17 protein-coding genes and 1 tRNA gene are annotated in these 21,167 nt (G+C 65.7%); 9 read left to right on the top strand and 9 right to left on the bottom strand.

Annotated features, from left to right (window positions below):
- Positions 1–47 precede the first annotated feature (47 nt).
- From ABS361_22090 to ABS361_22065, 6 genes are all read right to left on the bottom strand, one after another.
- Entirely contained in the window at positions 48–1,019 is a 972-nt protein-coding gene (locus ABS361_22090; GenBank protein XBY44651.1) for a threonine/serine dehydratase, read from the bottom strand.
- Between the two features lie 3 nt (positions 1,020–1,022).
- On the bottom strand, positions 1,023–2,018 hold the full coding sequence (locus tag ABS361_22085; GenBank protein XBY44650.1) for an ornithine cyclodeaminase family protein: 996 nt from the start codon (positions 2,016–2,018) through the stop codon (positions 1,023–1,025).
- Between the two features lie 95 nt (positions 2,019–2,113).
- Complete coding sequence (locus tag ABS361_22080) at positions 2,114–2,992, bottom strand: ABC transporter permease (protein XBY44649.1); 879 nt, start codon at positions 2,990–2,992, stop codon at positions 2,114–2,116.
- A 32-nt stretch (positions 2,993–3,024) separates the two neighbouring features.
- Entirely contained in the window at positions 3,025–3,975 is a 951-nt protein-coding gene (locus tag ABS361_22075) for an ABC transporter permease (GenBank protein XBY44648.1), read from the bottom strand.
- 76 nt (positions 3,976–4,051) lie between these two features.
- Positions 4,052–5,722: a peptide ABC transporter substrate-binding protein gene (locus ABS361_22070; protein ID XBY44647.1), complete on the bottom strand. Its 1,671-nt coding sequence runs from the start codon at positions 5,720–5,722 to the stop codon at positions 4,052–4,054.
- Positions 5,723–5,749: 27 nt separating this feature from the next.
- Positions 5,750–7,414: an ABC transporter ATP-binding protein gene (locus ABS361_22065; GenBank protein ID XBY46986.1), complete on the bottom strand. Its 1,665-nt coding sequence runs from the start codon at positions 7,412–7,414 to the stop codon at positions 5,750–5,752.
- 233 nt (positions 7,415–7,647) lie between these two features.
- On the opposite strand from ABS361_22065, the gene ABS361_22060 reads away from it, so the two are divergent.
- Complete coding sequence (locus tag ABS361_22060; GenBank protein ID XBY44646.1) at positions 7,648–8,316, top strand: FCD domain-containing protein; 669 nt, start codon at positions 7,648–7,650, stop codon at positions 8,314–8,316.
- Between the two features lie 132 nt (positions 8,317–8,448).
- On the opposite strand, the gene ABS361_22055 is transcribed toward ABS361_22060, so the two are convergent.
- Positions 8,449–9,378 carry a LysR substrate-binding domain-containing protein gene (locus ABS361_22055; protein XBY44645.1) on the bottom strand — a complete coding sequence of 310 codons (930 nt, stop codon included), beginning with the start codon at positions 9,376–9,378 and terminating at the stop codon, positions 8,449–8,451.
- Between the two features lie 337 nt (positions 9,379–9,715).
- Here ABS361_22055 and pdxA point away from each other — a divergent pair, with 337 nt between their 5' ends.
- The 7 genes from pdxA (at position 9,716) to ABS361_22020 (ending at position 17,713) form a co-directional block, all read left to right on the top strand.
- Positions 9,716–10,690, top strand: coding sequence for a 4-hydroxythreonine-4-phosphate dehydrogenase PdxA (gene pdxA / locus ABS361_22050; protein ID XBY44644.1), 975 nt, complete (start codon positions 9,716–9,718; stop codon positions 10,688–10,690).
- Between the two features lie 11 nt (positions 10,691–10,701).
- On the top strand, positions 10,702–11,430 hold the full coding sequence (locus ABS361_22045; protein XBY44643.1) for a 4-hydroxythreonine-4-phosphate dehydrogenase: 729 nt from the start codon (positions 10,702–10,704) through the stop codon (positions 11,428–11,430).
- 76 nt (positions 11,431–11,506) lie between these two features.
- Complete coding sequence (locus ABS361_22040) at positions 11,507–12,679, top strand: alanine racemase (GenBank protein XBY44642.1); 1,173 nt, start codon at positions 11,507–11,509, stop codon at positions 12,677–12,679.
- Positions 12,679–13,104: a RidA family protein gene (locus ABS361_22035; GenBank protein XBY44641.1), complete on the top strand. Its 426-nt coding sequence runs from the start codon at positions 12,679–12,681 to the stop codon at positions 13,102–13,104. The genes ABS361_22040 and ABS361_22035 overlap by 1 nt, the downstream gene beginning before the upstream one ends.
- Positions 13,105–13,123: 19 nt before the next feature.
- On the top strand, positions 13,124–14,446 hold the full coding sequence (locus ABS361_22030; GenBank protein XBY44640.1) for an FAD-binding oxidoreductase: 1,323 nt from the start codon (positions 13,124–13,126) through the stop codon (positions 14,444–14,446).
- A 325-nt stretch (positions 14,447–14,771) separates the two neighbouring features.
- Positions 14,772–16,106 carry an FAD-binding oxidoreductase gene (locus ABS361_22025; GenBank protein ID XBY44639.1) on the top strand — a complete coding sequence of 445 codons (1,335 nt, stop codon included), beginning with the start codon at positions 14,772–14,774 and terminating at the stop codon, positions 16,104–16,106.
- A 149-nt stretch (positions 16,107–16,255) separates the two neighbouring features.
- Positions 16,256–17,713 carry an aldehyde dehydrogenase family protein gene (locus tag ABS361_22020; GenBank protein ID XBY44638.1) on the top strand — a complete coding sequence of 486 codons (1,458 nt, stop codon included), beginning with the start codon at positions 16,256–16,258 and terminating at the stop codon, positions 17,711–17,713.
- On the opposite strand, the gene ABS361_22015 is transcribed toward ABS361_22020, so the two are convergent.
- Positions 17,704–18,618, bottom strand: coding sequence for a LysR family transcriptional regulator (locus tag ABS361_22015; protein XBY44637.1), 915 nt, complete (start codon positions 18,616–18,618; stop codon positions 17,704–17,706). The genes ABS361_22020 and ABS361_22015 overlap by 10 nt on opposite strands.
- A 546-nt stretch (positions 18,619–19,164) precedes the next feature.
- Here ABS361_22015 and ABS361_22010 point away from each other — a divergent pair.
- Positions 19,165–20,592, top strand: a complete 1,428-nt coding sequence (locus ABS361_22010) for an NAD-dependent succinate-semialdehyde dehydrogenase (GenBank protein ID XBY46985.1) — start codon at positions 19,165–19,167, stop codon at positions 20,590–20,592.
- A 447-nt stretch (positions 20,593–21,039) separates the two neighbouring features.
- Here the strand turns inward: ABS361_22010 and ABS361_22005 are convergent.
- Positions 21,040–21,114, bottom strand: a tRNA-Val gene (locus tag ABS361_22005).
- Positions 21,115–21,167 lie beyond the last annotated feature (53 nt).

Genomic DNA, 21,167 nt, shown 5'->3' with positions numbered 1-21,167 from the left:
TCTGTCACGAGACCGTCGATGGCGCCGCCCCGGGCGTGGCCGACCGGCTATCCCGCGGCAGCGTAGATCTCGGCAAGGGCGGGTAGATCCCAGTTTCCGCCGGACAACACGGCACAGACCTTTTCGTCGGATCTGACGTCGATGCTGCCCGCCAACAGAGCGCCGACGCCGATCGAAGCAGCCGGTTCAGCGATCAGCTTCGCGTCCCGGGCAAGGGAACGCATGCCGGCGACGATGAACTCGTCCTCGACCAGGACGATTTCGTCGACGTATTTTTCGATGATCGGGTACGGATTTCGACCCGGAACGCTGATCCTCAGGCCATCCGCGATCGTGTCTTTCAAGGGCAGCGAGGTCCGCTCCTTGTTCTTTCGGCTGTGGAAATACTTCGGCGTCAAGGCAGGTTCGGCTCCGATGACGCGCACCGATGGCTTCGTCTCTTTGATGGCGGTCGCGATGCCGGAGATCAGACCGCCGCCCCCCATGGGAACGATGACCGTGTCCACATCGTCGAGATCATCGAGGATCTCGCACCCGATCGTTCCTTGACCGGCCATGACGAGGGGATCCTCGAAGCCGTGAACGACGGCATACTTCTTTCCTTCGGCGATCTCGTAGACCTTGGCCCATCGGGCCGCGGTGTCTCCGTCGAACAGAACGACTTCGGCCCCGAGGGCCTTCGTATTTTCGATCTTGATCTTGGGTGAGTTCGCAGGAAGGACCAGTATTACCTTTACGCCGAGCATCTTGGCCGCATAGGAAAGCCCTTGCGCGTGGTTCCCCGAAGACGTCGCAATAATACCGTTCTCTATCGCTTCACGCGGCAGCGAAAGTACCTTGTTCAGGGCGCCACGGATCTTGAAGGCACCGGTGATCTGCAGCATCTCGGGCTTGAGGTATAGCTGGCAACCGGCCGCACCATCCAGTTTCTCCGCGCGCAACAGCGGCGTGTGCCTCACGTGAGGCATCAGCCTTTGGCGGGCTTCCCGGATGTCCTCGATGGTAGGATGCTCACACATGGTTCATTCCCCAAAGAATGAAAAGAACGTACCAACGCCATTGGCGACCGCGTTCCGGTAAATTCTGCCCGCTGTCGTGTTGTCTTGTATGGCCATCCCCGTTGAGTCGAAGATCGTGATTTCGTCGTCGCTTTCCCGACCGGGTTTTTGCCCCAGAAGAATCTCGCCAATTTCGCCATGAATGTCTTCTTTGGCGATGATTTCCCTGTCGATAGGGTGCCAGGTCTCACCCTTCTCCGTGCATTGCATCATGGAGTCGACGACGACTTTCGCGTTCCGGAAGATCTCCGGATCCAACTCTTGTTTGCCGCGCTGGTCGGTGCCGATCGCAACGATGTGCGTGCCGGGCCTCACCCAATCCGCTTCCACCAGCGAACCCTTGCCGCGGGTCGTGGTAATCAGGATATCGGCCCGTGTCACCGCATCCTTTTTTGAGCGGGAAACCGTGACAGGAATGCCAAACTCGGCTTGAATATCGGCCTGATATTGAAGAACCGCCTCGGGATTACTGTCCCATGCATAGATCTCTTCGATGTTGATGATCTCGCTGACCGCGCGGATCTGCATCCTCGCTTGATTGCCGGTCCCGATCGATGCGACCGTTGAAGCGTTCTTCCTGGCCAGCGCCTTGACGGAAACGGCCCCGGAGGCGCCCGTCCTGAGCCCGAGGATCAGGCTTCCGTCCATCACACAGATCAGCGCTCCACTCCTCCCGTCGAACAGGATGATGGAGGCCATGCCGCTGGGCACGCCGTATGCGGTCGGGTTGTCGACGAACCCTCCCGACGAGGCTTTCATGGAGATCAATTCGCCGGCTTTGCAGTACCCGACCTTGAAGTCGATTTCACCGCGAGGATCGGGGAGATCGATGCCGATATATCCGGGCTGAATCACCTGATCGCTGTTGAACGCCTTGTACGCATCTTCGACGGCGCCGATGACCTCGGACATGCTGATCAGCTGCCTGACGTCATCTTTGCTGAGTAGCAGCGTTTTCATGCGTGATCTCACTTTTACCGGCAAGCCGAATGCCGCGCCTGAGCCTCGGCGCGATCGGCACAAGAATTGACCCGAGCCGCGCGCAGCCGCCTTCCTCAGCTGTGGTCGCCGCGCACGTCGAGCGCATCGCGCAAGCCATCGCCGATGAAGTTGAAGCTCGTCACCGCGATCGCGATGGCCGCTCCCGGCATGAGAGCGAGCCAGGGCGCGTTGCCGAGATACTGCTGCGCGCCGTTCAGCATGTTGCCCCAGCTGGGCAAGGGCGGCTGAATGCCGTAGCCGAGGAAGCTGATGTAGGCTTCCATGAGAATGGCCCGCGCCACGGTCAATGTCGCCGCGACGATGATCGGCCCCATCACGTTGGGCAGGATCTCGCGGAACATGATGTGGGTTTCGCTCAGCCCCAGCATGCGACCGGCCAGCACGAACTCGCGCTCGCGCAGCGAGCTGACCTCGGCCTCGACGATGCGCGCGACCTCCATCCAGCTGCTGATCGCGATGACGACCGTGATCATCATCGGGCTCGGCTTCAGCGCCGCGGACAGGGCGAGGACGAGGAAGATCGACGGGAACGACAGGAAGCCGTCGACCGTGCGCATCAGCGCCGTGCCGATCCAGCCGCCCCGATAGCCCGCGACGACACCGACGAGCGTGCCGATCAGCGTCGACAGCACCATCGCGGACAGCCCGACCATCAGCGAGATGCGCCCCGCCATGAACAGTCGCGCCGCCACGTCGCGCCCGAGTTGGTCCGTGCCGAGCACATGACTGCCGCTGAGCGGAGGGACCAGCCGCGCGCGCAGATCGATGAACAGCGAGTCGTACTTCAGGACGTACGGCCCGAGCACACAGACCAGCGTCAGCGTGAGGATCATGGCCATCCCGAGCAGCGCGAGGTGATGCATCGCGAAGCGGCGTACGGCTCGGCTCTTCCACCAGCGTTCATGACTCGAATCGGCGATAGCGGCAGACATTACGGCTGGCTCCTGTTGCGCGGTCGCCGCGCTCAGTTCAGGCGGATCCGGGGGTCGATGATCGCGACGACGATGTCCGCGATCAGGTTGCACACGACGACGAGCAGCGCCGAGAACATCAGGAGGCCCATCACCACGGGGTAGTCGCTGTAGTTGAGGCTATCGAGGAACAGCCGCCCCATGCCCGGCCAGGTGAACACGGTCTCGGTGACCAGCGCGCCGGTCAGGATGCTCGGAAGCTGCATGCCGGCGAGCGTGATCATGGGCAGCAGCGCGTTGCCCACGATGTGCTTCATCAGGATCCGGCGCTCGCTCAGGCCCTTGGCGCGGGCAGTCTTGACGAAGTCGTGGTTGATGATGTCGAGCGTCGCGGTCCGCATGTAGCGGCTCCAGATCGCCACGTGCACCAGTGCCAGCACGATGCTCGGCAGCAGGAGATGGTGCAGGTAGTCGAGCGCCGTTTCGTCGCCGATCGTGCTCATGTTGCCGGCGGGAACCCAGCCGAGCCTGAGCGAGAAGACGTAGATGCCGACGAGGCCGAACCAGAAGGTCGGGATCGACAGGGCGATCATGGCGCCGACGGTCGCGACGTAATCGAAGGTCGAGTAGCGGTGTGTCGCGCTGCGGATGCCGATCCAAGAGCCGACGAGGATGGCGATCAGCGTCGAAGACCCCATCAGCAGCAGGGTCGCAAACAGGTGCTGACCGATGACGTCGAGGACGGCGCTGCCGTCACGAAACGAATGGCCCCAGTCGCCCTGCACCATCCGCCAGGCCCAATCGACATATTGAAGCCAAAGCGGGCGATTGAGGCCGAGCTGCTCCTTCAGGCGATCGAGGTCGTCCTGGGTCATGCTCGGATCGAGCCCGAACTGGGCCAGCGGCCCGCCGGGGATCAGATTGAGGACGACGAAGCCGATGATGGAAACGATGACGAGCAGTACGACACTCTGAGAGAGCCGGTTGAGCAGGAAGCGACGCATCGGCTCTCCCCTGTCGGACGGAATGGGATGACCGCCGAAGCAGGCGCTGCGGCGGCCGTTGGTCTCTGTCGCGGTCTCAGGTCTTCCAGCGCCAGGATGCGGCGTGCCAGGAGGCGACGCGCGTGGCCGAATTCGGCTCCCAGCCCTGCAGACGGTCCTTCTTGCCGATCAGGTAGGTGGCGCCGAACAGCGGCAGGAACGGCAGGTCCTGACGCACGATCTCCTGGATGCGGAAGTAGATCGCGCGACGAGCCTCGGGATCGAAGGTCTGGACGCCCTGCTTGAGCAGCGCGTCGACTTCCGGGTTGGCGTACTGGCCGACGTTCGAGCCCTTGCCGCCCTTGGCGACGGTCGACGTGCTCGCCAGCCGGTTGGTCGCGTCGGGATCGGCGGCGATCAGGTGGGTGACGCCCGAAATCGCCGTATCGAACTGCGACTTGAGCCAGAAGTCGCCGAACATCACGGCCGCCGGCAGGTTCGAGATCGTCATCTCGACGCCGATCTCCCGGAAGGTCTGCTGCAGGAACTGCTGGACCTGCTCGCGCAGATTGTCGCCCGCCGTGGTCGAGTTGTTGAACGCCAGCCTCACGCCGTTCTTGGCGCGGATGCCGTCGGCACCGGGCACCCAGCCGGCGTCGTCGAGCAGCTTGCGGGCGCGATCGAGGTTGAACTCGTGCTTCGGCAGGCCGGGGTTGTAATAGTACGACTTGCGCGGCATGAACGTCTCGGTCGCCTCGGGGACGCCGTAATAGATCGTGTCGATGATCGACTTCCGGTCGATGGCCGCATAGAGCGCCTGCCGAACCGCCAGTTCCTTGAACTGCGGCTTCTCGAGATTGAGATAGATCGACTCGACCGACCCCCCCGCCACCGGCGTCACGACCCGCTGCGGCAGCTTGCGCGCCTCCTCATAGTGGTCGGCGGTGATGAAAGCCTGGTCCGTCAGGTCGATGTCGCCGCTGCGGAACTGCGTGTAGAGCACCGTCATGTCGGGAATGTACTTGAAGACGATCTGCTTCATGTACGGACCGTCGCCGAAGTAGTCGGTGTTCGCCACGAGTTCGAGGCGGTCGCCGGGAACGCGCTGGCTCCACTTGAAGGCGCCGGTCCCGACGGGCGCCTTGTTGAAGGCGGCGGTGTTTGGGTCGGCTTCCTTGTCGAAATGGTGCTTCGGCACCATGAAGGTCTCGGTGAGGAACGACAGGTAGGGCGCGAAGGGCTGCTCCATGCGCCAGGTGAGCTCGGTCGGCGAGACGATGGTGATGTCGCGGACGAGCGCATGGCCGCCGGTCCGCCAGGCGCGGAACTTCGGGTTGACGATCAGCTCCAGCGTGAACTTCACGTCTTCGGCGGTGAACGGCTGGCCGTCGTGCCACTTCACGTCGTTGCGCAGACGGATGCGCCAGTTCAGACCGTCCGCCGAGATGCCGCCGTTCTTCTGCGAAGGCACTTCCATGGCGAGGTTCGGCTGCACGACACCCTTCGTGTCGATCCGGAACAGCGCGTCGAAGAGGGAGAAGTGGACCGCGTCGTCGACCTCGATGTGCGGCATCAGCGGATTGAAGACGGTCGGCTCCTGCGACATGCCGACGACCACACGGCCGGCCGGCGCCTTCGCCGCGGTCTGGGCGAACGCCGGCTTGCCGAACAGGTTGGGAGCGGCGAAGCAGGCGACACCGCCGAGGGACATCAGACGCAGCGCTTCGCGCCGAGAAAAATTCGATTTGATCTTGGAATTTTTAGTCATCTCATTCCCTCTTCGTCGTGACATGAGCTAATGGGAGACCACCGTGGCGCCGCCCTGGCCATCCCGCAGCGGTTCGCCGGGAATCGCTGCGACGAGTTCACGCGTGTAGTCCGACTTCGGCTGAAGAAATATTTGCGATGGTGGCCCGCGTTCGACGATGACACCTTTCTGCATGACCGCGATTTCATCGCATATCTGGCTGGCGACGCGCAGATCGTGCGTGATGAAGATCATGGAGACGCCCGTCTCCCGCTGAATCTGGTCGAGCAGCTTGAGGATTTGCGCCTGGATCGACACATCGAGCGCGGACACGGCCTCGTCGGCGATCAGCAGTCTGGGCTTGAACATCAAGGCCCGCGCGATGCCGACGCGTTGGCGCTGGCCACCCGAAAACTCGTGCGGATAACGCCCGAAGGCACCGACATCGAGCCCGACGTGGGCGAGCAGCGCGAGCGCCTCCTCGCGGGCCTGCCTGTAGGGCGTGCCATGGGCGACCGGACCGGCCGTCAGGATCCTGCCGATCGTCGAGCGCGGGTTCAGCGAAGCGTACGGATCCTGGAAGATCATCTGGATGCGCGGCCGCAGCGCGCGGAACTGCTTCTCGGTCAGCTTGGCGATGTCGGTGCCTTCGAACAGGATCCGCCCGCTGTCGCATCCCTGAAGCTTGATGAGAAGGCGGCCGAGCGAGGACTTGCCGGAACCGCTCTCCCCCACGACACCGAGCGTACGTCCGGCTCCCAATTCGAATTCGGCGTCCTTCACCGCGGGCACGACCCGCTGGCGGCCGAACAACGAGCCGCCGCTCCGATAGGTCTTGCACAGACCATCCACTTTCAGGATGGGTTCACCGCGCGCCGTCCCCGGGCCGCTTCGGTCCTCGCCGGTGAGATGGGGGACGGCCGCCAAGAGGCGTTGGGTGTAGGGATGGCGCGGCGATTTCAGCACCTGATCGGCGCTGCCTTGCTCGACGACGCGCCCCTTCTCCATGACGACCACGCTGTCGGCGATCTCCGCGACCACGCCGAAGTCGTGGGTGATGAACATCACGCTCATGCCCTTGCGGCGCTGAATGTCGCGGATCAGCTTCAGGATCTGCGCCTGGGTCGTGACGTCGAGCGCGGTCGTCGGTTCGTCGGCGATCAGGATGCTCGGCTCGAGCGCCAGCGCGATCGCGATCATCACGCGCTGGCGCTGGCCGCCGGAAAGCCGGAACGGGTACTGATGGTACATGAGCGGCGGGTCCGGCAGCCCGACTTCGGCCAGCAGCTCGATCGCCCTCTTGCGTCGCGCGTCTTTTGTGCCGACGCCATGCGCCATCATCACTTCGGTGATCTGCTCGCCGACCGTCATCAGCGGGTTCAGCGCCGAGAGAGGATCCTGGAAGATCATCGACACGACCCGGCCGCGTATGGCGCGCAGCTCTTGCGCCGACGCCCCGACGATAGCCGTGGACTCCACGTGTATCGTGCCTGCGGAGACCGTGATGATCTTGGGCAGAAGCCCCATGATCGTGTTGGCGGTGACCGACTTGCCCGACCCGGACTCACCGATGATGCACAGGATCTGACCACGCGTGAGTTCGAACGAGATGTTCTCGACGGCATGGATCCGCTCCATGCCGCGCGGAAGGTCGACGGTCAGTCCACGGACAGAGAGCGCAACATCGGAGACGGCCTCTGGAGGACGGACCATGAGACGCTTTCCCTTTCCAACACGGCTGACGATTGGCGGCGTCTGCTGTTCTTCAGCGTGTGCCGCCCGATCCGCGAACATTGGTCGCTCCGCCGGGCCTCACTTGCAGCAACCATGGTTCGGAGCTATTTCGCTACCAATGTGCCGCAGCACTCCGAATAACATACGATTGGTCTGGATATTGGTGTCAATACGGATCAAATTGGTTGCCGAAAAAAATACGGGAGGGAGAGATGAGCGTGGTCCTGAACGACTTCATCGAGGCGGAGGGTCTCGAGCCGGGTGATCGACTGCCGCCGGAGCGTGATCTGGCCACGAAACTCGGTCTGCCGCGCACGGCGCTGAGACGGATGCTCGCCGCCTTGGAGCAGGAAGGCCGCCTCATTCGTCATGTCGGCAGGGGCACGTTCATCGCCGGCAACGGTGTGAGCTCCACGGCCCTGCGACCGCCGGCCGGCAAGGCGGTCGACGCCTTGCGGACCTATCCGGCCGAGGTCTTCGAAGCCCGTCTGATCATCGAGCCGAAGGTCGCCGCGCTGGCCGCACTCCGCGCCACCCGGCAGGAAATCGAGGAGATGCAGAAGTCCATCGCGCGGGGGGGCAGCGCGGACTCACTGCGGGACTTCGAGAAGTGGGACTCGGTCTTTCACCGCATCATCGTCGAGGCGGCCCGCAACGGGCTGCTCGCCGCCCTCTACGAGACCATTCACACGGTCAGAGCGGGCAACCTTTGGGGCAAGATGAAAGAACAGTCGCTGACCCCCGAAAGAATGAAAGCCTATATCGGCAGTCACCAGGATATTCTCGAAGCGATCAAGGACCGGGACAGCAAAGAGGCTGAACGACATATGTACAATCATATTGTTTCGGCCCGGGAAAATATTCTCGGACGGACGATCTGATCGATTCCGCAGCGGCACTGATCTTGTTTTCGGACACCCCGAGGCTCGCGACGGAGCCCCGGAGGTGTGAAGCCGCTGGCAAAGGAACCCGCTCGAGGGGCATGGGGTGTAGGCGCCTCGCGGCCGGCGGCATCACACGGCCGCCGATCCGGTCGCGGAAGAAAACTGCCCTCGGAGCCACGCCAGGAAGTGCCGCGTCCTGGCATCGTCCTCGAAGGGTTTGCGGCTCAGCAGCACGTAGCGATACCCGTTGCGGGAGAAGCCGCGCGGCGCCGCCAGCTGTCCCCGCGCCACGGCGTCGGCGACCAGCGGTTCCGGACCGATCGCAGCTCCCAGACCGGCGATTGCCGCCTCGATGCTGAGATAGAAATGTTCGAAGACCTGATGGCCGGGTGGCTGTGGATCACTGATCAGATTGTCGGATAGGTATCGCGCCCAGGCATCGGGACGGGTTGCCGAGTGGATGCGCGGCAGCGAAAGAATATTGTCGCTCCCGTGGGCCAGAAGATGTGGCGCGCAGACGGGACCGACGTATTCGTCGATGATCGTCTCGACGAAAACTTCGGCCGGCCAGGAAAAGTCGCTGCGCCGTAGCGCGACATCGATATGGCTCCTGTCGAAATTCACCGGGCCACCGGCGGCCAGCACGTGAATTTCTGTGTCCGGATAACGGGTATTGAATTGCGCGAGGCGCGGAATGAGCCAGCGCTGGGTGAATGTCGGCTCGCAGGAGATCACCAGGGGAGCCGAGACGCCCGCCCTCAGTTCTCTGCAACAATCCTCGATCTGCTGGAACACCTGGCTCATCGTCGCGAGCAGGCGGCGACCCGCTTCGGTGAGGAAAACGCCCCTGTTGCGCCGCTCGAACAGCGCGACCTCCAGGTCATCCTCGAGCGCGCGGATCTGCCGGCTGATCGCGCTGTGGGTCACGAACAACTCCTCGCCTGCGCGCCCGAAATTCAAATGGCGGGCAGCGGCCTCGAAGGCCCTGAGAGCAGAGAGCGAGGGGAGACGAGCGACCATATCGGTGACTTCAGGGAACAGGTTCCGGTAAGAATTCATCGTTTTTCCGGCGGAAGCAACGGCGCTAGGCTCGTCACCGACAGCAAAATAGCTCTGGAGTACGGGCTTTGAGGATCGGGAGTCTCACCGGTGATCGGACGCACACGAGGCACGGCACCGCGCCACTCGTGAGCAGAGGGCACCGATGCCTCGTGCCGACCGTCCCGGCGGAAATCCGCGCGGCACTGACGGCACCCGGACACCCTGTCCGTGTTCGCGTCCGCATCCGCAGCGCGCAGCGCTTTCACGTGATCATCAACGCGGTCGCGTTCACGGCGCCGGGCGTTCCGCCGAAGGCCGCCCGACGTGCGCCGAGGCCTGAGGCCGGGAGAGATTCATGAACAAGCCAGTCGGGATAACCATGGGCGACCCTTGCGGGATCGGCCCCGAAATCATAGCCCGCGCGTTCGCGGCCGGACTGCCGGCAGAGGCCGTGGTGATCGGCGATGCCAGGATCATGCGGGACACCATCGACGCGCTCGGCCTGCCTTTGAAGGTATGCTCGGTCCGATCGACGGAGGAAGCGGTCGCGGCGAGCGGTGTCGTCCCCGTGCTCGTCATTTCCGATCTCCCCGGCGATCTTCCGATCGGTCGGGTCGATGGCCGCGCGGGCCGCGCGAGCTATGATTATGTCGTTCGCGCCATTGACGAAGCACTGGCCGGCCGGATCCGGGCCATCGTCACGGCACCGATCAACAAGGACGCTTTGAAGACGGGCGGGCTCGACTATCCCGGTCATACGGAAATCCTGGCGGAGCGATCCGGGACCGGCCATTTTGCGATGATGCTCGCCAATGACGAGCTGCGCGTCATCCTGGTGACGATCCACGTCTCATTGCGCGACGCCATCGGCCTCGTGACGCAGGACGCCGTCTTCAGAACGATCGATCTGGCGCAGAAGGCGGGCAACGCTTACGGCCTTGCGTCTCCCCGCATCGCGGTTGCCGGGCTCAATCCGCACGCCGGCGAAAACGGCCTGTTCGGGCGCGAAGACCTCGACATCATCGCGCCGGCGATCGCGCGCGCCCGGCAACTCGGCATCGATGCAACCGGTCCGTGGCCCGGAGACACTGTTTTCATGCGTGCGCGCAAGGGCGAATTCGACATCGTGGTGGCGCAATACCATGATCAGGGCCTCATCCCGATCAAGTATCTCGGCATCGACAGCGGCGTGAATGTCACGATCGGCCTGCCGTTCGTCCGAACCAGCGTCGATCACGGCACCGCGTTCGACATCGCGGGCCAAGGCAAAGCCGATCCGTCGTCGCTTCGCTATGCCTTTGATCAGGCCCTGCGTCTCACGGCAGTCTAGGAACACGTCCGATGGCCGCGATGGCTCCCGACTTCATTTTCATGCTGACCAACCAGGACCGGACCGTCGCCGATGCGCTGGAACGCCTTCAGGACGTGCTGGGCGCCGGCGTGCGTCACATCGGCTTCAAGGACATCGGCCTGCCGTTCACCCAGCTCGCGGAGCTCGCGTCCGCGATCAAGGCCGCCGGCGCGGCGCTTTATCTCGAGGTGGTCAGCCTGGACGAGGACAGCGAGCGCCGATCGGCGCAGGCTGCCGTCGAACTCGGCGTCAATGTTCTGATGGGCGGCACCCGCCCGAGCACGGTGCTGCCGATCCTCGCGGGCACCGCCATTCGCTACTACCCGTTCCCCGGCCGCATCGTCGGGCATCCGAGCCGGCTCGAAGGGACCGTCGAAACGATCGTCGACAGCGCCCATCGGCTGGCCGCAATCGACGGTGTATCGGGCCTCGATCTTCTCGCCTATCGCTTTGACGGCGATGTCGAAACTCTGATGTCGCGCGTTTGTGCGGCGGTGCACAAGCCGGTGGTGATCGCAGGATCGATCGACCGCGAGGAGCGGATGGCCGCCGTGGTGCGCTCCGGCGCGGCCGGGTTCACCATCGGGACAGCGGCATTCAACAGCGCCTTTTCCGGCAGTCCCGACCTTAGGCTTGAGATTGCCGCCGAACTTGCCGCGCTCCGGGCGATCACGGCCCGCGTGGTCCGGACCGCCCCACCTGCATTAAGGCCAATCTGAATCCAACATTCAGAATCGGTAAATTGCGATATTTATGCAAAGGTTTCAGGATGGTGCCCGATTGGAGATCGGAGCCATGAGCCCAGCGACGAGCGAGCTGACCGGACCGTCCGCCGGCAGGCTCGAAGAATTGGAAACACCGTGCCTGGTCCTGGACGCGGCGCGGATGGAAGCCAATGTCGCGCGGCTCAGGGCCCGTCTCGATGGCCTCGGCGCATCGCTGCGTCCGCATCTGAAAACGGCGAAATCGGCCGACGTTGCGCAACGGGTCATGACATCGGTGTCGGGGCCGGCCACGGTCTCCACGCTCAAGGAGGCCGAGCAGTTCGCCGACGCCGGCGTCCGCGACATGATCTATGCGGTGGGCATCGCGCCGTCGAAGCTGCCGCGCGTCCTCGAACTCCATGCCAGGGGCGTCGACCTCGTGGTCGTCCTCGATACGGTCGAGCAGGCGCACGCGGTCGCCGCGGCCTCCCGCGACACCGGGCTGCGCATCCCCGCGATGCTCGAGATCGATTGCGACGGGCACCGTTCGGGCATTCCACCCGTCGCGCACGAGCGGCTCCTGGAGGTCGCCCGCGCGCTGGTTCCGGATGCCGAACTGCGCGGCGTTATCACCCATGCCGGGGAGAGCTATCGCGGCGGCGGGGTCGCGGCGCTGCAGGCCTTCGCCGAGACCGAGCGGGCCGCCGTCGTCGAGGCCGCGGAAGTCCTGCGCGGTGCCGGTTTCCCCTGTCCGGTCGTCAGCGTCGGGTCGACGCCGACCGCGCACTACGCGACGGACCTGACCGGCGTGACCGAGGTACGCGCCGGCGTGTTCGTCTTCTTCGACCTCGTCATGGCCGGCATCGGCGTATGCCGGCTCGACGACATCGCGATGAGCGTGCTGGCGACGGTGATCGGCCATCAGCGCGACAAGGGCTGGATCATCACCGACGGCGGCTGGATGTCGCTGTCGCGCGATCGCGGAACGGCCAGGCAGGCCGTCGACCAGGGCTATGGCCTCGTTTGCGATCTCGGCGGCACGCCTTATTGCGATCTCATCGTTGCCGACGCCAACCAGGAACACGGCATCATCGCCGTGCGGCCCGGCTCCGACGCAGGTCTTCCCGACTTGGCGGTCGGCGACCGCGTCCGGATCCTGCCGAACCATGCCTGTGCCACGGCCGCACAGCACGACGCCTATCACGTGGTGCGCGGCACCTCCTCCGTGATCGAGGCCCGCTGGCCGCGCTTCGGAGGCTGGTGATGACCAAGCCCGTGAGCATCAACACCGATCGCGCGCCCGCGGCCGCCGGCCATTACGCGCAAGGCAAGCGCGCGGACCGGACGGTCTATGTGTCCGGCCAGCTCCCGATCCGGCCCGACAGGGCCCCGCTGCCCGACGACGGGTTCGCGACCCAGGCCGGGCAGGCCATCGACAACATGCTCGCCGTGCTGGAAGCGGCCGGCGGCACCCCGGCCGACCTCGTCAAGGTCACCGCCTACATCGTCGGCGTCGCGAACTGGCCGCTGTTCAATCAGGTTTACGCGGACCGCCTCGGCGATGCCCGGCCGGCCCGAACCGTCGTCCCGGTCCCCGAACTCCACTACGGCTATCTCGTGGAAGTCGACGCAATCGCCGTGATCGACCCTGCCGGTTCCGCTGAACCGGCGGAACGGGTGTCCGAATAACCAAGTCAGGTCGAGCCCAATGGCCCCACCCCTCAAGCGCATCCCGAGTGATCCGGAACTGCCCCGGCAGGCGGATGTGGTCGTCATCGGCGGCGGGATCATCGGCGTCTCGGCGGCGTTTTCGCTGGTGGAGCGCGGGCTCTCCGTCGCCCTGGTGGAGAAGGGTATCGTCGGCGGCGAGCAATCGAGCCGGAGCTGGGGCTGGTGCCGCCAGCAGAACCGGGACGAGCGGGAACTGCCACTGTCCGGGGTTTCGATGCGCCTCTGGGACAAGTTTGCGGCCGAGATCGACGAGGACGTCGGCTTCCGCCGGTGCGGCCTGTTCTACGTGACCGACAAGCCCGCGCAGCTCGCCGAATGGGAGCAGTGGCAGCGCCTCGCCCGGGAGTACGACGTCAACTCGCGGATGCTGACGGCCGCGGAAGCGCAGGAGCGTGTCCCTGCGCAGGGCCGCCAGTGGCTCGGCGGCGTCTACTCTGTCGACGACGGCAAGGGCGATCCCTCGATCGCCGTCCCGACGATCGCCGAGGGGGCCCGCAAGCGCGGCTTGACCATCCATCAGCAGTGCGCGGCGCGCGGCCTCGACATCGCCGATGGCGCCGTCACCGGCGTGGTGACGGAGAAGGGGACGATCAGGACGCAGGCCGTGCTGAACGCCGGCGGCGCATGGGCCTCGATGTTCTGCCGCCGCTACGGCCTGCCCTTCCCGCAGGCGAGCGTGCGCCAGGCCGTGGTGCACACTCGCCCGATGGCGAACCTCGGCGAGGCCGTCTACACGCCGGAATGCACGGTGACCCGCCGGCTCGACGGCAGCTACACGCTCGCCGTCAGCGGCCGGGCGACGGTCGACGTGACGCCGCAGGGCCTGCGCTACGCGCGCGTGTTCCTGCCGATGTTCTTCAAGCGGCTGAAGGCCATCGAGTTCGGCATCGGCGCATCGATGTTTCGCGGCCCAGAAGCCCTCGCGCGCTGGCGCAACGACCAGGTCTCGCCGTTCGAACGGACGCGCGTCCTCGATCCCGCGCCGAGCCGCCGGACCATCGCGGCCATCCTGAAGGCCGTCACCGGACAGTTTCCCGCCTTTGCCGGCCTCGAGATCGCCGACACCTGGGGCGCCTACGTCGACTGCACGCCGGATTCCGTGCCGGTGGTCTCGGCGGTCGACGGCACCAGGGGCCTCTATCTGGCCGCGGGCGGCTCGGGCCACGGGTTCGGTCTCGGACCGGGCCTCGGCCAGCTCGCGGCCGACCTCGTCGCGGGCGACACCCCTTGCGTCGATCCCCGGCCCTTCCGCCTGACCCGCTTCTACGACGGCACGGGCGTGCGGGTCGGCGGCATCTGAGCCGGCGGTCTCGCCCGGATGCTCTGCGCTCGTCGCGGTCGGGTCCGTCCCCGATCGCATGGCAACCAAATTGATCAGGATTGACACCAAGAGGCGAACCAATTCCATAATGGATTGCCGTGAAATTCAAATTGGTTGCGAGTGACTCCATGCCCGACCGAACCGTCGACATGGAATGATCGGCCCTCTGGTCGGGGTTGTTCGGGGATGCGGCGCCCCGGTCCGGCCGTCGGACGGTCTCGATCGCGCGCCCGTCGGCCGATTTGCGCATGACGCCATACGAGCTCCGGCGCCGGAGCCGTCGCCGATCCGGAGGAGTGAAGGCATGCCAGCAAGGGTTCAGGCGGTCCAGGACAGCCCCTCGTTTCCGACCGAAGTCGACGTCGTCGTCATCGGCGCCGGCATCGTCGGGACGTGCACGGCCTATGAACTCGCCCGCAAGGGCGTCTCCGTCGCCTTGCTGGAGAAGGGGGTCGTCGGCGGCGAGCAGTCCAGCCGCAACTGGGGCTGGGTCCGGCAGCAGAACCGCGACCTGCACGAACTGTCGCTGGCCATGTACAGCCTGCGACGCTGGGGCGAGTTCCGCGAGGAGATCGGCCGCGACCTCGGATTCCGCCGGACCGGCATTCTCTATTGCACGAAGGACGAGGCCGACGTCGCGCGTTGGGAGAAGTGGGGGGCCGCGGCCCGCCTGCAGGGCTTCGAGAGCGAGATCCTGACCGCGTCGGAGGCCAACCGCCGCGCGGCCGGCGGCACGACGCGTTGGGTCGGCGGCGTCTGGTCGCCGACCGACGGTCGTGCGGAGCCGAGCCTCGCGGCGCCGGCGATCGCCGAGGCGGCGAAGCAGCACGGCGTGTCGCTCCACCAGAACTGCGCCGTGCGCGGTCTAGACATCGCCGCCGGCCGCGTCGCCGGGGTCTGGACCGAACGGGGGCTCGTCAAGAGCAGCACGGTCGTCTGCGCCGGCGGCGCCTGGGCGTCGCGCTTCTCCGGCCGCTACGGCATCGAGATCCCCGTCGCGAACATCGGCGGCACGGCCCTCAAGACCAGTCCGGCGCCGGAAGTCGTCGAAGCCGGGTGTCTCTCGGGTGGCGACTTCGTCATTCGCCGTTGCCTCGACGGATCCTATACGCTCGCCGTGCCGGGTCACGGCACGCTCGACATCACGCCGCGCGGCATGCGCTACGCGTTCAAGTTCTATCAGATGTATCGCAGCAAGCTGGGCAAGAAGCTCAAGTACCGCCTCACCCGGAGCTTCTGGAACGGCCCCGACGCGGTCGCCGGCTGGGAGAACGATCAGGTCTCTCCCTTCGAGAAGATCCGGATCCTCGATCCCGCCCCCGATCGCGAGCTGGTCACCCGCGCGGTGAAGAACCTCGAGCGCGAATATCCGGCGCTGAAGGGCATCCGGGTCGAGCATGCGTGGGGCGGTCTCATCGACACGTCCCCGGACCTCGTCCCGGTCATTTCGAAGGTCGACACGCTGCCCGGCTACGTCGTCGCGGCCGGGTTCAGCGGCCACGGCTTCGCCGTCGGGCCGGGCGCCGGGCGTCTGGTCAGCGAGATCGTGCTCGGGGAGACGCCGATGACCGACCTCGCCCCGTACCGGCTCGATCGGTTCAGCGACGGTTCGGCGATCCGGCGACCGGAGATGATGTAGTCCCGGTCGGAAGCCCGGTCGGGCACCGAGCCGGCCACAGGTGAGAGCGTTCGGACGCGGAGGCGATCGCCTCCCGGCGGCGGTCCGCCGCGTCTCTGCCACGGCGGCAGACGACGGCCCTACCACGTCGGCGCGAGGTCGAAGCGGTGATGATGATGACGACGATGATGGAACGAGCCGACCAGTTCTACCTGGACGGCGATTGGCACGTGTTCTCGGACGTCGATCGGATCGCCGTCGTCGATCCTGCCAAGGAGCAGGTGACGGGCCACATCGCCGCTGGCGGGGCGCGCCATGTCGATCTCGCCGTCGCCGCCGCGCGCAGGGCCTTCGCCGACTTCTCCCGATCGCCCGTCTCCGAACGCCTGGCTCTGCTTGGCCGCATGCATGCGCTCTTGAAGGAACGGGCCGAGATCTTCGCCGCTGCGCTCACCCTGGAAATGGGGGTGGCGAGCAGTTTTGCCCGGGCGGCGCAGGTTCCTTTCGCGGCCGAACACATCCGCGTTCAGAGGGAGGTCCTCGAGGCCTTTCGCTTCGTCACCGTCGAGGGCACGACGGCGACGGCCAAGGAGCCGATCGGCGTCTGCGCGCTGATCACGCCCTGGAACTGGCCGCTCTATCAGATCACAGCCAAGGTCGCGCCCGCGATTGCCGCGGGCTGCACGATCGTGCTCAAGCCGAGCGAGCTGTCGCCCTACAGCGCGCTGCTGTTCGCCCAATTGATGCACGACGCCGGCACGCCGGCCGGCGTCTTCAACCTCGTCAACGGCACGGGCGAGGCGGTCGGAGCGGCGCTGTCGAGCCATCCCGAGGTCGACATGATCTCGATTACCGGGTCGACGCGCGCCGGTGTCCTCGTCGCGCAGGCGGCCGCGCCGACCGTCAAGCGCGTGGTGCAGGAACTCGGCGGCAAGTCGCCCAACGTCTTCCTGGACGACGCTGATTTCGCCGAGGCCGTCCCGAAGGGTGTCCTCGCCGGCATGCGTAACGTCGGCCAATCCTGCAGCGCACCGACGCGCATGCTCGTGCCCGCCGCACGGCTCGCCGAAGTCGAGGACCTCGCGCGGCAGACGGCGCAATCATTCGTCGTCGGCGATCCGTCCGATCCGGCGACGACCATGGGGCCGATCGCCAATCGCGCTCAGTACGAGCGCGTGCAGACGATGATCCGGGTCGGGATCGACGAGGGGGCAAAGCTGGTCTGCGGCGGACCGGGGCGCCCGGCCGGTCTCGATGCCGGCTTTTTCGTCCGGCCCACGATCTTTTCGAACGTCCGCACCGGCATGCGCATCGCGCAGGAAGAGATCTTCGGGCCGGTCCTCGTGATCATTCCCTACGAGACCGAGGACGAGGCCGTCGCGGTCGCCAACGACACCGTCTATGGCTTGGGCGCGCATGTCCAATCGGCAAGCCGAGAGCGGGCCCGCGGGGTCGCCGCGCGGATCCGCTCCGGTCAGGTCCACATCAACTACCCCGCCTGGGACGGCGCGGCCGCGTTCGGCGGCTACAAACGTTCGGGCAACGGGCGCGAATATGGTCGTCATGGTCTCGAGGAATACCTCGAGACGAAGTCGATCCTGGGCTACCGAGACGGCGATCAGGATTGAGCGGCGCGCCAGGGCAAAGGCTTCAGCGATCGACGCAGCATGTCCAGAAAGGCGCCGGTGCGCGCGCTCCGTCCATGCCGCGCACCGAGCATGGCGATGATGTCGGCCGACGGCGGCTGCCAGTCCGGCAAGACCTGCTGCAGGCGCCCCTCCGCAATGTCGCCGGCGACGTTCCACTCCGATCGGATCATGATGCCCTGGTGCGCGAGCGCCCAGTCGTGGACGACGGTGCCGTCATTGCTCGACATCACCGGATCGATCCGCACGGTCGAGCTCGCGTCGCTGGGCCCGGTCAGGCGCCAGAGCGTGACGTCCTCCTCGTTCTCGCGGATCGCGAGACAGCGATGCCGCGCGAGGTCCGCCGGCGAGGAGATCGGCGCGGTCGAGGCGAGGTATTGCGGGCTCGCGCAGAGGATGCGCGGGTTCGGCGCCAAAGTCGTGACGATCTGGTCACGGGGGCCTTGCTCGCCGATGTGGATGACGACGTCGTAGCTCGCCAGATTCATCGCCGTCGGATGATCCGAAAGATGCAGCGTGGCCGCCGCTTCGCGGTATTCGCGCACGAAGGCCTCGACCACGGGAGCGACATAGAGCCGTCCGAACCCGTGCGGCGCCGCGACCCGCAGATGGCCGCGCACGGCGCCTCTCCGATCGGCCAGCGCCTCCACGAGCGACTCGATGGCTTCGCTGACGACCAGACTGTAAGACGCGACCAGCGACCCTTCCTCGGTCAAAACCAGGCGTCTCCCGGAGCGATCGATCAACCGTACGCCGACCTTTTCTTCGATCGCGCGGAGCCGCTGGGTCACCGCAGGCGGCGTCACATTCAGTTTCCTGGCGCTTTCGGCAAGCGACTTCGATGACGTGAGCACCGAAAAGAAGGCCAGGTCCTCGGAGGTCAGCATTAACGTGTACCCACAGAGAGTGCCCGGTCGACATTAATTGCGCGCTTCACGTCGGACCGGCAAGTGGGTAAGCCGCCGGATCGCGAGACGTGCCGGATGCGGAGGCGGTCTCGATCCCACCGCCCATCAGACAGTCCGGGCCGGACATCCCACCGCCTCCGATCGGGCCGGTGGTGAGCGGCCCGGACATCGGCACGGGCGAACCAATATGGCGTCCCCACACCTGACGCCACAGGCCCGCCCCGCCAGCCCCGGCTGACGTCGACCGAACCCGGCTTGACGGCGCGAAGGCGGCCGCGACGGGCGATATTCAGCATCACATTGAAATAAATATTGAAATTGCTCTCTATCGCTCGCGACGCTCGACCGCGTTCGGAATTATTTCTCCAACCAATTTGATCGATATTGACGCCAAATGGCCGACCAATTCTAAATTGATCGCATCAAAAACTACATTGGTAGCGAACGGTGTCGAACGCGAACGCAAGCCATTCCCCCGCAGCGACCCACGTCGGCCCCTCGGCTGCGCTCAGTGCGGTCGGCAATATTCCCAAGCTGCTCCTGATCGGAGGCGATTGGGTCGCGCCGAGTGGCGGCGGCGCCTTCGACGTCGTCGATCCGGCGACCGAGGCGGTTATCGCCTCCGTCGCCGACGCCGACATCCCGGAGGCGTTTGCCGCGATCGATGCGGCCGAGCAGGCCGCGAGCGCGTGGAGGGCGGCGTCGCCGCGCCGCCGCTCGGACGTCCTCATGCGCTGCTTCCACCTGATGCACGAGAACGCCGAGCGGCTCGCGCGCATCATTACGGCGGAAAACGGCAAGGCACTGCCGGATGCGCGCTCGGAGGTCGCCTACGCGGCGGAGTTCTTCCGCTGGTATGCCGAGGAGGCCGTCCGGGCGCCGGGCGAACTCGGTCGGGCCCCGGCGGGCGCCAACCACATCATGGTGCTGCACGAGCCGATCGGCATAGCGGTGCTGGTGACGCCCTGGAACTTCCCCGCCGCGATGGCGACCCGCAAGATCGCGCCGGCGCTCGCCGCCGGCTGCACCTGCATCCTGAAGCCCGCCGCCGAGACCCCGCTGACGGCTCTGGCGATCGGCGAAATCATGCGGCAGGCGGGCGTTCCCGCCGGGGTCGTCAACATCGTGACGACGACGAAGGCAGGTCCCGTCGTCAGCGCCCTCCTGCACGACAGGCGCGTTCGCAAGCTGTCCTTCACCGGCTCGACCGCCGTCGGCCGGATCCTGCTGCGCGAAGCCGCCGACCAGGTCGTCAGCTGCTCCATGGAGCTCGGCGGCAACGCGCCCTTCATCGTGTTCGACGATGCCGATCTCGAGACGGCGGTTGCCGGTGCCATGGTCGCCAAGATGCGCAACGGCGGCGAGGCCTGCACCGCGGCCAACCGCTTCTACGTCCAGAGTGGCATTTTCCCGGATTTCGCTCGGCGCTTCGCCGAGGAAATGGCGGCGCTCACGGTCGGCCCCGGACTGGAAGATGCGACGCAACTCGGGCCCCTGATCACCGCGGCGGCCGTCGCGAAGGTCGACCGATTGGTGGCCGATGCCGTAGCGAAGGGCGCCCGTGTGGTGACCGGCGGCTCGAGAGCCGAGAGTGAGGGATACTTCTATCCTCCAACGGTCCTGGCCGACGTTCCCGCCGACGCGACGATCCTTCGGGAGGAGATCTTCGGACCAGTCGCGCCGCTCGTCTCCTTCGCGACCGAGGACGAGGTCGTTCAGATGGCGAACGACACCGAATACGGCTTGGTTTCCTATGTTTTCAGCGGGGATCTCAAGCGCGCGTTGGCGATCGCCGGACGCCTGGACACCGGCATGATCGGCATTAACCGCGGTGTCGTCTCCGATGCCGCCGCTCCGTTCGGCGGCGTCAAACAGAGCGGCTTGGGGCGCGAAGGCAGCCATCACGGGATGCTCGAATTCCTCGAGCCGAAATACGTCGCGGCCACCTGGTAAGCGGTCGTGATCGAGGCGGCGGCCAGATCGGGCGGCCTCGATCTCCTCCCACCACCATCACGCGCTGCCCGAGACGAGGCAGATCGGAGAGACGGTTCGGGTCAGGAGATTGGAGAGGAGCACCGGGGCCGCCGGCGCCACGGCTTCAAATGAAGGACGATCCCGAGAGCAGGGCGGCGCCAAGCCGCCCTCTTTTCGTTTGGGGGGCATCTCGGAATGAGCCGCGCTGCCGGCGCATTCGCGCTTCGGACAGAGGCCGGCCGGCACTGGCGGTGCCGAACGCGGTCGACGCTGGTTGCTGGTTCGCAGCGAGCGAGCCGAGCATCCATCCACAGACGACAAGCTTGGGATTCGCGGATCATGACGTACGGACGTCATCACACGCGCATATGTTCAAAGCGCGCGGCGAACATCCCGTTTTTGCTGTCGGCCAAGTGCTTCGTGGAATGGTGGGCGTGACAGGGATTGAACCTGTGACCCCTACGATGTCAACGTAGTGCTCTCCCGCTGAGCTACACGCCCATTCCATTTCGATGCAGGGTGCGGGTCCCGCTCGGTGGTCGGTCTAATAGCGA

Source organism: Ancalomicrobiaceae bacterium S20, from assembly GCA_040269895.1.
Taxonomy (GTDB): Bacteria; Pseudomonadota; Alphaproteobacteria; order Rhizobiales; family Ancalomicrobiaceae; genus Methyloraptor; species Methyloraptor flagellatus.
This window is presented reverse-complemented; position numbering and strand designations above follow the sequence as displayed.

Excerpts from the sequence above, each read along its gene's own strand:
- ABS361_22015 (XBY44637.1), bottom strand. The coding sequence starts at position 18,618 with ATGCTGACCTCCGAGGACCTGGCCTTCTTTTCGGTGCTCACGTCATCG.
- ABS361_22080 (XBY44649.1), bottom strand. The coding sequence starts at position 2,992 with ATGTCTGCCGCTATCGCCGATTCGAGTCATGAACGCTGGTGGAAGAGC.
- ABS361_22075 (XBY44648.1), bottom strand. The coding sequence starts at position 3,975 with ATGCGTCGCTTCCTGCTCAACCGGCTCTCTCAGAGTGTCGTACTGCTC.
- ABS361_22025 (XBY44639.1), top strand. The coding sequence starts at position 14,772 with ATGCCAGCAAGGGTTCAGGCGGTCCAGGACAGCCCCTCGTTTCCGACC.
- ABS361_22035 (XBY44641.1), top strand. The coding sequence starts at position 12,679 with ATGACCAAGCCCGTGAGCATCAACACCGATCGCGCGCCCGCGGCCGCC.
- ABS361_22030 (XBY44640.1), top strand. The coding sequence starts at position 13,124 with ATGGCCCCACCCCTCAAGCGCATCCCGAGTGATCCGGAACTGCCCCGG.
- ABS361_22085 (XBY44650.1), bottom strand. The coding sequence starts at position 2,018 with ATGAAAACGCTGCTACTCAGCAAAGATGACGTCAGGCAGCTGATCAGC.
- ABS361_22070 (XBY44647.1), bottom strand. The coding sequence starts at position 5,722 with ATGACTAAAAATTCCAAGATCAAATCGAATTTTTCTCGGCGCGAAGCG.
- ABS361_22065 (XBY46986.1), bottom strand. The coding sequence starts at position 7,414 with ATGGTCCGTCCTCCAGAGGCCGTCTCCGATGTTGCGCTCTCTGTCCGT.
- ABS361_22055 (XBY44645.1), bottom strand. The coding sequence starts at position 9,378 with ATGAATTCTTACCGGAACCTGTTCCCTGAAGTCACCGATATGGTCGCT.
- ABS361_22090 (XBY44651.1), bottom strand. The coding sequence starts at position 1,019 with ATGTGTGAGCATCCTACCATCGAGGACATCCGGGAAGCCCGCCAAAGG.
- ABS361_22040 (XBY44642.1), top strand. The coding sequence starts at position 11,507 with ATGAGCCCAGCGACGAGCGAGCTGACCGGACCGTCCGCCGGCAGGCTC.
- ABS361_22020 (XBY44638.1), top strand. The coding sequence starts at position 16,256 with ATGATGATGACGACGATGATGGAACGAGCCGACCAGTTCTACCTGGAC.
- ABS361_22060 (XBY44646.1), top strand. The coding sequence starts at position 7,648 with ATGAGCGTGGTCCTGAACGACTTCATCGAGGCGGAGGGTCTCGAGCCG.
- ABS361_22045 (XBY44643.1), top strand. The coding sequence starts at position 10,702 with ATGGCCGCGATGGCTCCCGACTTCATTTTCATGCTGACCAACCAGGAC.
- pdxA (XBY44644.1), top strand. The coding sequence starts at position 9,716 with ATGAACAAGCCAGTCGGGATAACCATGGGCGACCCTTGCGGGATCGGC.